At 34.7% G+C, this 15,759-nt stretch carries 8 protein-coding genes and 1 tRNA gene; 3 read left to right on the forward strand and 6 right to left on the reverse strand.

Going from position 1 to position 15,759, the window contains the following annotated elements; genetic code table 11:
• Window positions 1-19: 19 nt before the first annotated feature.
• The 3 genes from J3U14_RS02515 (at window position 20) to J3U14_RS02525 (ending at window position 8,571) form a co-directional block, all read left to right on the forward strand.
• Window positions 20-2,131: a hypothetical protein gene (locus J3U14_RS02515; protein WP_267350746.1), complete on the forward strand. Its 2,112-nt coding sequence runs from the start codon at window positions 20-22 to the stop codon at window positions 2,129-2,131.
• A gap of 119 nt (window positions 2,132-2,250) precedes the next feature.
• The gene (locus J3U14_RS02520; protein ID WP_267350744.1) at window positions 2,251-7,194 is read left to right on the forward strand and encodes a DNA repair ATPase; all 4,944 of its coding nucleotides are present in this window, start codon (window positions 2,251-2,253) and stop codon (window positions 7,192-7,194) included.
• Between the two features lie 795 nt (window positions 7,195-7,989).
• Window positions 7,990-8,571 (forward strand): hypothetical protein, encoded by a 582-nt coding sequence (locus J3U14_RS02525; RefSeq protein WP_267350742.1) that lies wholly within the window; start codon window positions 7,990-7,992, stop codon window positions 8,569-8,571.
• Between the two features lie 87 nt (window positions 8,572-8,658).
• Here the strand turns inward: J3U14_RS02525 and J3U14_RS02530 are convergent, their stop codons facing one another.
• From J3U14_RS02530 to J3U14_RS02555, 6 genes are all read right to left on the reverse strand, one after another.
• Window positions 8,659-8,958 carry a DUF6694 family lipoprotein gene (locus J3U14_RS02530; protein WP_267350741.1) on the reverse strand — a complete coding sequence of 100 codons (300 nt, stop codon included), beginning with the start codon at window positions 8,956-8,958 and terminating at the stop codon, window positions 8,659-8,661.
• Window positions 8,959-10,094: 1,136 nt separating this feature from the next.
• Window positions 10,095-10,171: transfer RNA gene (locus J3U14_RS02535), tRNA-Arg, on the reverse strand.
• Between the two features lie 301 nt (window positions 10,172-10,472).
• Complete coding sequence (gene rep, locus J3U14_RS02540; protein WP_267350739.1) at window positions 10,473-12,488, reverse strand: DNA helicase Rep; 2,016 nt, start codon at window positions 12,486-12,488, stop codon at window positions 10,473-10,475.
• A gap of 110 nt (window positions 12,489-12,598) precedes the next feature.
• Window positions 12,599-13,561: a tRNA dihydrouridine(20/20a) synthase DusA gene (gene dusA / locus J3U14_RS02545; RefSeq protein ID WP_267359622.1), complete on the reverse strand. Its 963-nt coding sequence runs from the start codon at window positions 13,559-13,561 to the stop codon at window positions 12,599-12,601.
• A gap of 407 nt (window positions 13,562-13,968) precedes the next feature.
• Complete coding sequence (locus tag J3U14_RS02550) at window positions 13,969-14,424, reverse strand: hypothetical protein (protein ID WP_267350733.1); 456 nt, start codon at window positions 14,422-14,424, stop codon at window positions 13,969-13,971.
• Between the two features lie 669 nt (window positions 14,425-15,093).
• Complete coding sequence (locus tag J3U14_RS02555; protein ID WP_065558183.1) at window positions 15,094-15,504, reverse strand: hypothetical protein; 411 nt, start codon at window positions 15,502-15,504, stop codon at window positions 15,094-15,096.
• Window positions 15,505-15,759: the final 255 nt, after the last annotated feature.

Raw genomic sequence — 15,759 nt, forward strand, 5'->3', positions numbered from 1 at the left:
TTTTGGAGAAAAACAAATCATGTCAATCAATCAAGATACAGTCATATTTTTCTTGTTAACAATCGGAATTATATTCCTTGTTATTGTTGGATTTTTCTTATTATTCAAAGCATTTTATATAAAAGTGCCGCAAGGTACTGCACTAATTGTTAACGATATGACGTCAAGACCGAAGGTACACTTTACTGGCGCGTTAGTCTATCCTGTAATCTACAAAAAAGAATTTATGAAAATATCATTGATTACTTTTGATGTAGAACGTCGAGGCAAAGACGGATTAATCTGTAAAGATAATCTACGTGCAGATATTTGTGTTGCCTTTTATTTACGTGTTAACGAAACCACAGAAGATGTGTTAAAAGTGGCAAAATCGATCGGCGTTGATCGTGCATCAGATCAAAAAGCCGTCAGCACACTATTTAGTGCTAAATTCTCGGAAGCGCTAAAAACGGTTGGTAAACAATTCGAACTAGCCAAACTCTTTGAAGATCGGATGAATTTCCGTGAACGAATCATTGATGTGATTGGAAAAGATCTTAACGGTTATGCTTTAGAAGATGTCGCTATCGATTACTTAGAACAAACACCAATTAAATCACTCGATCCCGATAATATATTCGATGCGGAAGGGATTAATAAAATCACGGCTATCACCGCTATCCATAAAGATGAAACCAACAAACGGGAAAGAGATCTTGAATTAGCTTTAAAGAAAAAAGACACAGAAACGATTGAAGCTAAATTAGAACTTGAGCGTCAACAAGCCGATGCCGAAGCCCGTCAAAAACGTGAAATTGAAACGATTCGAGCTCGTGAACAAGCTGAAACATTAAAAGTTCAAGAAGAAGAGCGATTAAAAGCTGAACAAGCAAGAATTCAATCGCAACAAGAAATCGAAGTTCGTGAAGAAAATCGTCTACGTGAAGTAGAAGTTGCACAACAAAACCGCCTACGTGCAATTGCCATTGAAGAAGAACGTGTTGAACGTGCTCGCTCACTTGAAATCGTCGCTCGTGAACGTGAAGTTGAATTACAACGAATCGAAAAAGATAAAGTTCTTGAAGAAGAAAAGAAACATATTGCCAATGTGATTCGTGAACGTGTTGCCGTTGAAAAAACCGTTGCGATTGAAGAAGAAAACATCAAAGAAGTGCGTGAAGTATCCAAAGCGGATCGAGAAAAACAAACAACAATTATCGAAGCCGAAGCACGAGCAGAGCAAGAATTAGTCAAACAAGTTAAACAAGCCGAAGCGGATGAACAAGCATCGAAACATCGTGCGGTCGAACTTAGCACCATGGCACAAGCCGAACTTGAAGCTGCTGCAAAACAAGCCGAAGCGAAAAAACAACTTGCTCAAGGTATTGAAGCAGAAGAAGCAGCAATTGGACTTGCTGAAGCAAAAGTACGTAAAGCACGTGCCGAAGCGGAAGAAAAAGAAGGATTAGTCAAAGCCAACATTACCGCTGAAACCTTATTAGCAGAAGCAAGAGGAAATCAAGAAAAAGGATTATCTGAAGCAAAAGTCATTGAAGCGAAAGCGACAGCAACTGAAAAACAAGGTCTGACTGAAGCGAAAATACTGGAAGAAAAACTATCAGCTCAAGCACGTGGTGATGAACGCATTGGTTTTGCTAAAGCCGCTGCAATGAAAGAACAAGGTCTGGCTGAAGCACTGATCATACGTGAACGCCTAACTGCTGAAGCAAATGGTTTAATTGAAAAATTCCAAGCAATGGGCACCATGAGTGAACAATCTAAAAATCACGAAGAGTTCCGCTTGGCACTCGAAAAAGGCTTTGAACAAGCAATGGCAGCAATTGCAGCGAATAAAGAAATCGCTAAAGAACAAGCAGACGTACTTGCAGCTGCATTTAGTAAAGCAAATATTGAAATTGTTGGCGGTAATGACAACTTCTTTAACAGCTTCTCTAAAGCCATTAGCGTAGGTAAAGCAATTGAAGGAACAGTTAACCAAAGCCCTGTTCTGCAATCTGCTCTACAATCAGTCTTATCACGCCTATCCGGAAATAAAGACATTGATATCAAAGACACATTAAAAAATACTGATTTAAAAGCATTAGCTAAACAATTTTTACCATCGGATAGCAAAAAAGAAAGTGACAGCTAACCCAACTGCACATTATTGATAATGATTAAAACAACATTATCACTATCACCTGTTTTCGGTAAGGCAATCATAGCCTACCGAAAACAATCGCCTTTCTGGATAATGATCAAGAGTTAAAAATGGCAGAAATAGAACAAGAAAACGAACAACAAACAACACTCGATAAAGCGGTCGCCGAAGGCGGTGCTTATGAAATCCTTCGTAAACGTTTGACTTCGCTAGGACAAGAACTAAACCAAAAAACCGAAGCCTTAAACCAACAACGACTGACCGAATTTGGCAAAAGTGACATGTCAATTATCGGACGTATTCGCATCAGAACTGAAAATAACTGTATCGCCAGAGACATAGTTCGATTTGGTGATTGGTTACTTTTTGGTTACAACGTCTTTCTAGGATTAAAAAAAGAAACCAAAATCGAAGACGTATTCTCGCTTTATCAACTTGTAGAACGAGATGGCAATTACGAAGCCGATTCGGTTGATCTATCCAATACCTTTTTAAATATTGATCGCTTTGTTCAAGATTTTAATGAATTCTACACCTATTATAAAAATGCACAATTACTTCAATTAGTTGAACGAGATGGAAAGCTACTTGCCAGTTTCCAAATTGGTGAGCGAGTCAGTGACATTCGTGTATTTCGTTGGTCAATTTCAAGTGACAAAAAAACTATTGATTACATCGATAATCGTGGTGAACGTGATATAGCGCTACCACCAGCTTACGATTTTGAATGGATTGAAACCACACGTGACAATATCGTCAATGGACGATTCCCGCATGTAAATATTTTAGATACAGTCTTTGTTGAAACCATTGGCGGAGACTTAACCATAAAATGTGAAAACAACACCAATGACGGGCTGGGAATCTACAGTGAAGAAGTACTCGACAAAAATCAATCCATTAACGATGCCAAAATTGAATACGCAAAAGTCGGATCCTTAATTTTACTTAAAGTCTTACCGTATCGTGAAGAAAACTGGCGCTATTTAATCTATAACACCCTCACTCAAAAAGCCCAACGCATCGATTTTATTGGACAAGCCTGTATTCAGCTACCGGAAGATCATGGTGTAATCTTTCCTGGCGGATATTATCTACAAAATGGGGAATATAAAACTTTCGATCAATCCATGTCGGGTATGCGATTTAGACGTATCAGACGTTCACCCAATGGCGAAGATGTTCTCTACATATTTTATGAACCAAGTTCAGGTCGCTTAGCATTGTTCAACTACAATATGATCGAACGAAAACTTGATAATCCAATTTTAGGTCATGGTTATGCAGTGTTTGAAGACGGTCGAATGGTGGTATTTGAAGGTGAAAATAACGACCCGACTCGTGTTCATCCAATGCAAATTTGGCAAACCCCCTTTTATAGTGACGAATTTGCAGCGACGCAACCAACTAACAACAGTTTTTTAGGCAAGATAGGCAATGCGGAACTGGTCAGAGGGATTTCAGATCTTTACTTTATTGCACGTGAAATTGATAACCAATCGGTTTCATCCCAACTATACAGCAAACTAAGTGAAGACACAAAAAGGTTATTTGACAGCTATTTTTGGCTCAACGACGAGAAAAATCTATCTTTTACGCCTGTACTACGTAACATTATACAAACGAGTGAATTAGTGATAGATGAATATGAAAAAGTGGAAAGCATACGCCGACAATCTGAAAGCGCCATGCGTGAAGCAATTTCAAACCAACAAGACTTATTGACTAAACTCTATCCCGATAGCTGGCAAGAAACACAACAATACGTAGATGCACTAAATGCAATTAAAATGCAGCTAGGTAGTTTAGTCACATTAAGAACTTACCGTTATATTGATTTGAATCAGATCGACATAATGGAAAAAGCCTTAAAAGAACGCCAATCTATCGTATCTTTAGCGACAGCCGAATTTTTAGGCAGTGACAAAGCGCTCGAACCGTTTATCACACAAATAGATGAAATTGAAAAGTATCTTACTAAAGCGGACACTGTTGCCAAACTTATCGAACCGATAAAAACCGCTGACCAAATGTCTGAAAACTTAGATATGCTTTCGCAATTAATGGCATCATTAAAATTTGATGACGTAACACTACAAACCAAAATCATTGAATCGATCGCCGAAGTTTATGCCAAACTCAATCAAACCAAAGCACGCATTAACCAAAAACGAAAAAATCTATCCAGCGTTGAAATGGTGGCGCAATTTGGTGCGCAATTCAAACTATTCAGTCAAAGTATTGCCAGTGCATTAAGCTTAGCCACCACACCTGAAAAATGTGACGATGAACTATCAAGGCTATTAGTTCAACTTGAAGAACTGGAAAATCAGTTTAGCGAAAGTGAAGAATTTTTAAATGACATACTGGCAAAACGTGAAGAAATCTTAGAATCATTCGAAACGCACAAACAAGCATTACTTGAAGATCGAACAAGACGAACCGAATCGCTACTCACTGCTGCTGACAGAATTTTAGACAGTATTCCAAGACGAACCGCTAAATTTTCAGATCAAAACGAACTCAATGCCTTTTTTGTTGCCGATCCTTTAGCGCTGAAAATTCGTGAAATAGTCGAAAAATTACGTGCACTTTTTGATAATGTCAAAGCTGATGATATTGAATCACGCTTCAAAAGTGCCAGAGATCAAGCAATACGTTCTTTACGTGACAAATCCGAAATCTTTGAATCGGGTGGAAATGTCATTAAATTAGGGCCAAGACATAAATTTAGCGTCAATACACAAGAACTTGACCTTACCATTGTACCCAAAGAACATCATCTTTACTTACAATTGACCGGTACCGATTACCAAGAAAAAATAGTCCATCCAAAATTAGAAAGTTATCAACCTTTTTGGACTATCTCGCTTGAATCTGAATCCCCTACTGTCTATCGAGCAGAGTATCTTGCCTATTCGATCATCAACTCGGCATTAAAAAAAGAACATAATTTAAGTTATGAAGATTTAATCAGCCAACTTAATCAACCCGAAATTCTAAATAAAACGGTACGTGACTACGCTGCCTTACGCTATCGAGAAGGTTATGAAAAAGGGATACATGATCACGATGCGGTAAAAATATTATCGAAAATTGTTCCACTTGGTGAAGCCGCCAAACTACTTAGATACAATCCATTAGCACGTAGCGTGGCGATACTGTTTTGGTATCACAATCAAAAAAATGATATCGTCAGATTATGGCCAGAACGTGCCAAAACGTGTAAGGATATACAAGCATTATTCGGACATGAAGAAGGATTAAAAAATCTACAAAACGAAATATCGGTTGAACTCACTCTATTCTTACAAAAACAGCCAATCGAACATGAACCTTACCATATTAAACAGGCAAGCGAATACTTAAGCTATGTCTTAGCTGAAATTCCACAACAATTTACGTTAAGCAAATATAGCCATTATTTATATGAAGGATTAAATACTCGATTAGAAGAATCGCACATGTGGAGTGATTTTAACCAATCGCAATTAAATCTTAAAAAACGACTGGCTGACCGTTGGAATCTTATTGAAAGTTGGTTTAAAGGGCTTTGTACCCTACCCCAATATCAAAAATTTAGTGAATACATCGCCGAAGCCACTTTACTATGCATGTTGGATAAAGAAAGTAACATCACTTTAGCAATCAGCGAAATTGAACTGGATATCACCGTCAATGATTTATTAGGTGAACACCCTTCAATTACACAAGGGGTGTTACAAATCAATCTTGATGACTTCTTTAGTCGCATGCGTAAACAATCACGTGTCGTTATACCGCAATTCCAACATTACCAAAGCCTGCGTCAAGAAGTGCTGGATGAACAACGTGAGCAATTACATCTTGAAGAATTCAAAGCTAAACCACTCAGTTCATTTGTGCGTAATAAACTGATCAACCAAGTGTATTTACCAATCATTGGGGACAATTTAGCAAAACAAATGGGCACTGTCGGTGAAAGTCGCCGTACTGACTTAATGGGGTTATTACTACTCATCTCGCCACCAGGTTACGGTAAAACAACCTTAATGGAATATGTGGCTAATCGACTTGGCTTAATATTTATGAAAATTAACGGCCCGGCACTAGGACACAGCGTATTATCATTCGATCCACAGCAAGCGCCAAATGCCACCGCGCGACAAGAACTTGAAAAACTCAATTTAGCGCTCGAAATGGGTAATAACGTCATGCTTTATATTGACGATATTCAACACACTAACCCAGAATTTTTACAAAAATTTATTTCGTTATGTGATGGTTCTCGTCGTATTGAAGGGGTATGGAAAGAAAAGACCAAAACCTATGACCTTCGGGGTAAAAAATTCTGTGTCATTATGGCTGGCAACCCTTATACCGAATCGGGTGAAGTTTTCAAAATCCCTGACATGTTAGCCAACCGTGCAGATATTTATAACTTAGGTGAAGTTTTAGGTGGCATGGATGAAGTGTTTGCATCAAGTTACATTGAAAACTGCTTAACATCAAATCCAATATTATCGCCATTGGCACTACGTGATCTTAATGACCTATATCAGTTTATCGACCATGCGCAAGGAAAACCGCTTAACACCAACGAACTTAGCTATGCCTATAGCCAAGCGGAAATTAGCGAAATTATCGCTGTACTGCGTCATTTACTGAAAATTCGAGAAGTGGTCTTTAAAGTCAATCAGCAATACATTATTAGCGCAGCGCAATCCGATAAGTACCGAACAGAACCGCCGTTCAAGTTACAAGGTAGTTATCGAAACATGAACAAATTAGCCGAAAAAGTTTCTTCCGTAATGAATGATGAAGAACTCAATCAAATTATTGAAGATCACTACTTGGGCGAGGCACAACTGCTGACCAACGGCGCTGAAGAAAATCTGCTTAAACTTGCTGAAATTCGAGGGGTGTTAACAAAAGAACAAACTAAACGTTGGCAACAAATCAAAGCTGACTTTATGCGCAATAAAACACTAGGTGGTGACGAAGCGAATACCGGTAACCAAATTGTTACCCAACTAGCTGACTTAGTACAAAGTGTTCAAGCATTAAAGTTATAAACTGGTTATTTTATTAAAAAAGCGGAAATTAATTTTCCGCTTTTTCTTAGAAAATGATGACCATGATTATTCAGTTAGGTTAAAACAAAATTGATAAACAATTAAACCAGACAATAATTTTTGGAGGGCTAAAATAACGATAAAAATATACAAATGAGTATTAAGGAAAACATATAACTTATATAAAGAAAACATATTACATTATCTAATGAAAGAGAAATTTATAATTCCGGAAAAGAATACATTGAAGCTACTTAAAAAAACTTATTATTTGTATGACCTATTTTGAGGATCGGATGCAATCAAGTCCTGCAACCAAAAAGTTCTAAAATCATCAATGGAAAACCTTTTGATATTAGACACCTCGATTTTTCCGTACCTATCGATATCTTTTCATCTAAATTTAAGGGTAATTATAATTAAGAATCTTTAGAAAAAATGACGTCTCCTTATGAGGATGAGGTATTTTTTTATATATGCCACAAGGTAGCAATGAGTTGAAGGTATGGTAATCATGAAAAAATTAATAAACGTGTTTTTACTTAGTAGTTTTCTGTTTTCTTGCGGACAAGCACAAAAAACAGATAAACAAATAATTCAAGAAACTATCTATACTTTAAAAGTTACTTCCGGTAATCCGTATGAATCTTACGTAAATAACATGGTTTTGGAAAAAATTATTTAGCAGGTTCGAGTGATAGTGAATTAATTATTAATGATCTTATATTAAAATCGGGAAAACAAAAATTACAAATTGTCTTATTACCAAATGATGGAAATAAAACGGTAGATAAATTGGGTATTGATTACCTAACATTAAGTATTTATAAATATAATAATGGATATTCATCTTATTCAGAACAAAAATCGACTTTAATTTACGAATTTAAATTGGATGATCCACATGCAGAAATGCCACTAATCACCAAAGAATGGATTTTCAATATTGATGTTCCGTACAAACTAAAAAATTGGGAACACAGCATAGATTTGAGAAAAGAAAATAAGGATAAGTTACTTAAAGAAGTCGTAGATTATTATAACCATTTAGCTAATATAATTAATAAAGGCGATAAAAAATCTTTCTTGGCCATTATGAAAGTAAGAGATTCCGAAGTCTTTAAATCATTATATAATGATACTGAATTAATTAAAGAAGATGAACAATATATAGACAATAGATTATCTAAAAGTATAGGAAATATACAACCGATCAAAAATTATAATATTATGTTTTATGGAAATGGAAGATTAGTGACATTAGAAGACAAAAAAGGCGAAACTCCGCTGTTTGCAGAAGATAAAAATGATATTTACTCATATCAAATCTATCTCCATCGCCCTTATCCTAATGCACCATTAGAAGTAATAAGATAGGTAATCATGACAAAATTATATATTTTTACTTTTTAGTCATTTATTTTTCCCAAAAAAGCTCGCATTTAACGAGCTTTTAATCTTTTACTATGGTTGACTTTTGCTATACTCTTTTAGGATTTCTTTTGCCGTTTTACCATCAAGTTTTTCTTTCAATATTTGCTGAATTTTAGCTTCGTCACCTCCAGTTTCAAAACTAGCGGCGAAAACAATGTTAAATATTGCCTTTTTGAAATTATCGCTATCCTCTCCTTTTAAAGTTTCCGATATTTCTTTCATTGATGTTTGAAATGCTGACTTAGATGAAGCGTCAACTTTAGGTGAACCATCACCACATCCAACTAAAACAAAACTAACAACAAATACAGCTAGTAACTTCTTGAACATGTATAATGTCCTTTTGTTAATTGATTTTTTAGTAATTATACAAAATTAGCCATCGAAGGAATATCGATTATTTTATCCAACAAAAATAAATAGGTAATAATGCCCTTATGATTGTATTATCATCGAAGAAAAACGCAAATTCATGCACCAAATGCTCGGCGGACCAAAATTAACGGCAGTCAATCAGCCTCAACTGTTGGCTTAATAATTTAGGGAACTGCTGGTAATTGCGATTCATAACGCTTCAGAGTGCTTACATGTTAAAAATACAGATGTAAACAGTTGTAAGGCTACTGCGTAACTAAATGTAGTATGTCGCAGCTGTCATCATAGACTGAATATGCTGTCGCGCATAACCAAACAACCAAAGCTATCACTCTCCAATAAGTAACGCCATTATTTTTTAATAGATTAAATAAACCGACAAGAACCAGAATCGAATTTAAAAAATTAATTGAATAAATAAATAAGATTACGCTAATTCTAAGCAATGTTGGAACGTGATATGCGTTGAAAATAGAAGTAATTGCAAAATAAATTGCAATTAGAATCACACTAAATAAAACACCGAACACCCAAAAAGTTACAGCTAGACCTAGATCGCCTTTCACTAATCTCTTAAATATATTCATATCTGTTTCTCGTGTATAAATAAAGCACACTATACAGCCAAATACATTATTCACAAAATTATTTACGGGTGAATTTATGAATACTGATAGCTCGAAAAGGCGAGCATCTTATATACTTTGCCTTCTTTTGAAGGCTTTTTTAGAGATGATTATGACTAAAAAAATTTTGTTAATGTGAAAATCAAAGATAGGTTTTAGAAAGTTTATGAGTTAATAAACTGCGAAATTAATTTTCACCTTACTTTGCACATACGTGGTGAATTTAGGTGGATTATTTGGCTTGTTCTACTGGATGTTTATCCTAGGTTTTGCAGATTCAATAGCTTTTACAATTAGCCTATTTACAGTATTTTTTTGTTGCTGAATTAGAATATACCGTAACGACACCGTTAATAGATTGGTGTTGTCAATCCTATAGAATCATATTAGATCGTGTTAAAAATTCTAAAAATCAAGTATCAATGGGATTTAATCGTGGTCGGGCATTGTGAGTTATTGATGAAATGGCGTCCCCTACAGGATTCGAACCTGTGACCTACGGCTTAGAAGGCCGTTGCTCTATCCAGCTGAGCTAAGGAGACATGTTATCATTGATTTGTTGATTTAACGCTGTGTATTATATAAAGCTATTTCGATCCGTCAATGATTTTTAGTCGTTTGTCTGCTTAGATTATCAAAATATCATCAATTTATCGTTTTATTTGTCTATATTTGCTAATCGTTAAAACGGTATTTGTAGGTTATCTGTTTATTGGTTTTATTTAACTTCTATCGATCACTTAAACATTTTCCATTTGGAAATTTTAATTCTAAATTTCTATCAGTTTATTCTTTCCGCCTGTTTTTAAATTTTTTCGAATTAAGTTTAATTGTAATTGATATTTATTTAGCATTGGCTATCTGCGCTTTTAACATAGCAAGCCTGCTTTGTCCTTGTTGCATATTCTTCTCAGGGGATAATTTTGTTCGTTCATCCGTCCAATTGAGATCATCTTGAGGGAGTTCCAGCAAAAAACGGCTTGGCTCTACGTAAACTGTTTCGCCAAATTGTTTGCGTTGACGACTAAAGGAAAAAGTGAGTTCTTGTTGTGCTCGGGTAATGCCAACATAAGCAAGACGACGCTCCTCTTCTATATTGTCCTCATCAATACTGTTTTGATGCGGTAAAACGCCTTCAGACATGCCAACCAAATAGACATAAGGGAATTCTAGTCCTTTAGATGCATGAAGTGTCATAAGCTGAACTTGATCGAGTTCTTCTTCAGATTCGTTGCGTTCTAGCATATCCCGTAAGGTAAATCTTGCTACGGCTTGTTCAAGTGTCATACCTTCGTCAATGTCATCACCTTGTAACATATCATTTAACCAACTGATTAATTGCTCTATATTGCGCATTCGCATTTGTCCTGCGGTTGGTGAGGGTGATGTTTCATAAATCCAACTTTCATAATGGATTCCATGCAGTAACTCGTGAATGGCTTCCATGGGTTCATTATGGGATTTTTGAATTAGTGAATCAAACCAATGAATAAAGAGTTGTAGCGTTTCCATTCGTTTGCCAGATAATACTTCCGTAAGTCCCATATCATGACTTGCTTGATATAAACTGACAGCTCGATGATTTGCCCATTCCCCTAGTTTTTGGATCGTGACTGGCCCTATTTCACGTTTTGGCGTGTTGATAATGCGTATGAACGCATTATCATCATCGGGATTTGTCAATAATCGCAAGTAGGCCATGAGATCTTTAATTTCAGTTCGAGCAAAAAAGGAAGTCCCCCCCGAAATTCGATAAGGGATCCGGTATTGCATTAACATTTTTTCGATCAATCTGGCTTGATGATTTCCACGATATAAAATTGCATATTGACCATATTGGCTATTATTCGCAAATCGATGACCAATTAAATCATTGATCACCTTTTCGGCTTCGGACTCTTCGCTATCGGCAGAGATAACTTTAAGCTGTTCACCATAACCCAGTTCTGAAAATAGTTTTTTTTCAAATATATGGGGATTATTTTCAATTAAAATGTTTGCAACTTTTAAAATTCGCCCGGAAGATCGATAATTTTGTTCGAGTTTTATAACTTCTAGATTAGGAAAATCTTGTTGGAGTAAAACTAAATTTTTAGGGCGGGCTCCTCGCCATGAGTAGATCGATTGATCATCATCGCCTACAACGGTAAATTTGGCTCGATTACCGACTAATAATTTAATGAATTCATATTGACTGGTATTAGTATCTTGATATTCATCAATGAGTAGATAACGAACTCGATTTTGCCATTTTTCTCGAACTTCTTCATTATTTTTTAATAATAAGGTAGGCAATAAGATAAGATCATCAAAATCCAATATACTGCAAGCTTTTAATTGTTTTTCATAAAGCTGATAACAATGAGCAAATAACTTTTCTTTATTGGTTTGTGCTCTAGCCATGGCTATTGTTGAGTCGACAATATCATTTTTCCAATTCGAAATAGTTGAACGCAATTGATTAATGAGATCTTTATCGCCATCTAACCATTGTTGAGTCAGTTCTTTGAGTAATGCAGTTTGATCATGATCATCAAATAAAGAAAAGTTAGCTTTGATGCCAAGATGTTTATATTCTCGACGAACGATATCCAAACCCAGTGTATGAAAAGTCGAGATTTTAAGCCCTCTTGCCTCTTGTTTGCTGAGTGATTGAGCAATACGCTCTTTCATTTCACGCGCGGCTTTATTAGTAAAAGTCACAGCAACAATATGGCGTGGCAAATATTCCTTAACACGAATTAAGTAAGCAATTTTGTTTATTATAACCCGTGTTTTTCCCGAACCTGCACCGGCTAAGACCAGGCAAGGGCCAGAAACATATTCAACAGCTTGTTGCTGAGTTGTATTTAACCGCACAGAATTTAGACCTTTATGAAAATGGCTTAATAGTATATAACGATTTGCTTGTCACCTGCAATTACGCTTAATTTTTAAACAACCATAACAACAGGATGACGCTGACAATGTTACTGAATAAAGTTTAAAGCATGTTCGACAACTTCAATCCCTGCCCCTTTTTTATGTGCATTTTCGCTAAGATAGCGTCGCCATTGTTTTGCACCTTTTTGTCCATTAAAAATACCCAATGTATGACGCATAATGTGATTAAGTTGAGCACCTTGTAAAAGTTGTTGTTCGATATAAGGATAAAGACATCGTATTGCCGCTATTGGATCTATGGGTTGCGTATCTAAGCCAAAGATTTGGGAGTCAATTTGTGCTAATAACATGGGATTCTGATAGGCTTCTCGTCCCACCATGACGCCATCAACATAATTTAAATGGTGTTTTATTTCGTCGATCGTTTTAACACCACCATTGATGGCTATAGTTAAGTTAGGGTAATCTCGTTTGAGTTGATAAACTCGTTCATAGTCAAGTGGTGGAACTTCACGATTTTCTTTAGGGCTAAGTCCGGATAACCATGCTTTACGTGCATGTACAATAAACGTGTTAGTATAAGGTAGAACTGTTTCAATAAATTGGCATAAAAAAGCGTAGCTATCTAGATCATCGATCCCGATTCGTGTTTTAACCGTTACGGGGATATCAATTTGTTCTTGCATGGACTCAATACATTTAGCCACTAAATCAGCATTTCCCATTAAGCACGCACCAAACATCCCATTTTGAACGCGATCTGAAGGGCAGCCAACATTAAGATTTACTTCATCATAACCATGATTTTGAGCTAATTTAGCGCACTGTGCTAATGCATTGGGATCACTTCCGCCAAGTTGTAAAGCAATAGGATGTTCATCGACGTTAAAATCAAGGTAATTCCCTTTACCAAATAAGATTGCTCCTGTTGTTACCATTTCGGTATACAGTAAAGTTTGTTTGGTCAATATCCGATGAAAATACCGACAATGTTTATCGGTCCAATCGAGCATGGGCGCTACAGAAAATTTATTGTTTGTTGATTTCATTTATGTACCAGATTTAAAGCGGTAATTAAATTATGAAGCAAATAACTAAACATATATTCTATCATAAAACATAGAATACAATGATGTTAGGGTTTTGTGTTTAATTTAGAAGTGTATCAATAAAAAGTACATAATTTAACTTGTTTTTTATCTTGTTATATTGGATTTTAATTTATAAAGATATATTATTTAATTAATTCAATAGTTTTGTTAAATCTTTAAAAGATTACCTGTTAAAAGTCTTAAAGTTATTAAAAGTATCATATTTATACGAGTAACCTATCTATTCATCGTAGTCTTTATTTGCTGTAGAATTTTAATTTGTTGCGCAATAATGATAACTATTTATGAAAGAACAAACTATAACAATAAACCCCAGTTAAATAACTGAGGTTTATTTGGTTAGATTAATCAAATTTCAAATGGTCAAAAATGTACACTAATACAGCAAGTGCGAATTTGCCTATAAGATAAACAGAAATACACACTAATCCTATTATGAAAAGAAACGCCAAAGTAGTTGCAAGTGCATCGACGATTTTATTTTCAATCCGTAGATGATCATTAGAATTTGAACTAATTTCATTTGTGGTTTCATCAGATGTATCAGAATATAATACATTGTAATCCACTTTACACATGCCATAGACATGATACTTACGTTTCTTTAGATCAGGATAATCATCTATCAGTCTATCAAAACGCTTTGAAGTTAATTCAACTCCAATGGTACCTTCAATTTGTTCGCCGTTTCGCATTGCTACTAATTTAACAATTGAACGATCAGGATCCATCAATATTGCTATTGATACTCCCCTTTCACTGTTTTCGGATAAAAATCCGATGATTTTACAATCTGACATAATGCAATTTTTTTAATTAGGCATGTGAATTACTTCACCAGTAGGTAGTTATATAATTCATCATTGTGAATTAGACTAACCTGTTTTTATGTTAGACCGATAATCGTTAAATTTCAATATTTTTTTAATCCCCCAACTGTTTTACTCAATTCTACAGTAATAATTTTTTTATCTCTTTAGTTAGTTTATTAAACTATATTGAATCAATTTAGCTTTTTATCAAAACACCATCAGCGTTAATATTAACTGTATTACCCAGTTATCATCCCAATTGATTTTAATTAATCATAGATTTCCAGCTAATTAAATAGCTTTTTTATTGAAAGAGGAGTGAAATGAATTGCGTAAAATTTGTAGATAATTTTAGTTTTATATCAAGGTAACTTTGGGTTAATTAGATGCAATATGATTGATAATTTATAAAGATATGTTATTTAATTAATTCAATAGTTTTGTTAAATCTTTAAAAGATTACCTGTTAAAAGTCTTAAAGTTATTAAAAGTATCATATTTATACGAGTAACCTATTTATTCATCGTAGTCTTTATTTGCTATAGAATTTTAATTTGTTGCGCAATAATGATAACTATTCATGAAAGACCAAACTTTAATAATAAACCTCAGTTAAATAACTGAGGTTTATTTTGTTGAATTAATAAAATTCCAAAACTATGGCCAAGAAAATAATTCTACTATATATAGAACAAATTTACCTAAACCAAAGAGTAAACAAGCCAGAATTCCAGATATACAAATAAGGAAGAGTATATGTATAAATACATGTTCTAGCGTTCTATGATTTCTCGGTACAGTACGAAACGTATTAGGATATAATACATTTTTATTTACTTTACACAAGCCATAGACATAATACTTACGCTCTGTTGGATCTGGATAATCATATAACAGTCTATCAAAATCCTTTGAGGTTAATTTAACTTCAATAGTACCTTCAATTTTCTTGCCGTTTCGCATTGCTACTAATTTAACAATCGAACGATCAGGTTCCATCAATATTGCTATTGATACTCCCTCTTCTTCTTGTTCGGATAAAAATCCGATTATTACAAAATTTGACATAATGGAATAAATTAATTAAATTTGTGAATACTTCACCAGTAGGTAGTTATATAACTCAACATTGTGAATTAGACTAACCTAATTTTATACTAAACCAATAATTCTGAAATTTCAATATTTTTTAATACCTAAGGTTTTTTACTCAATTCTACAGTAATCATTTTTTTATTTCTTCAGTTAGTTTATTAAACTATATTGAATCAATTTAGCTTTCAATCAAAACGCAATCAGCGTTAATATTAACTGAATTAGCCA

The sequence above is a fragment of the Gilliamella sp. B3801 genome, from assembly GCF_026536645.1.
Classification (GTDB): Bacteria; Pseudomonadota; Gammaproteobacteria; order Enterobacterales; family Orbaceae; genus Gilliamella; species Gilliamella apicola_I.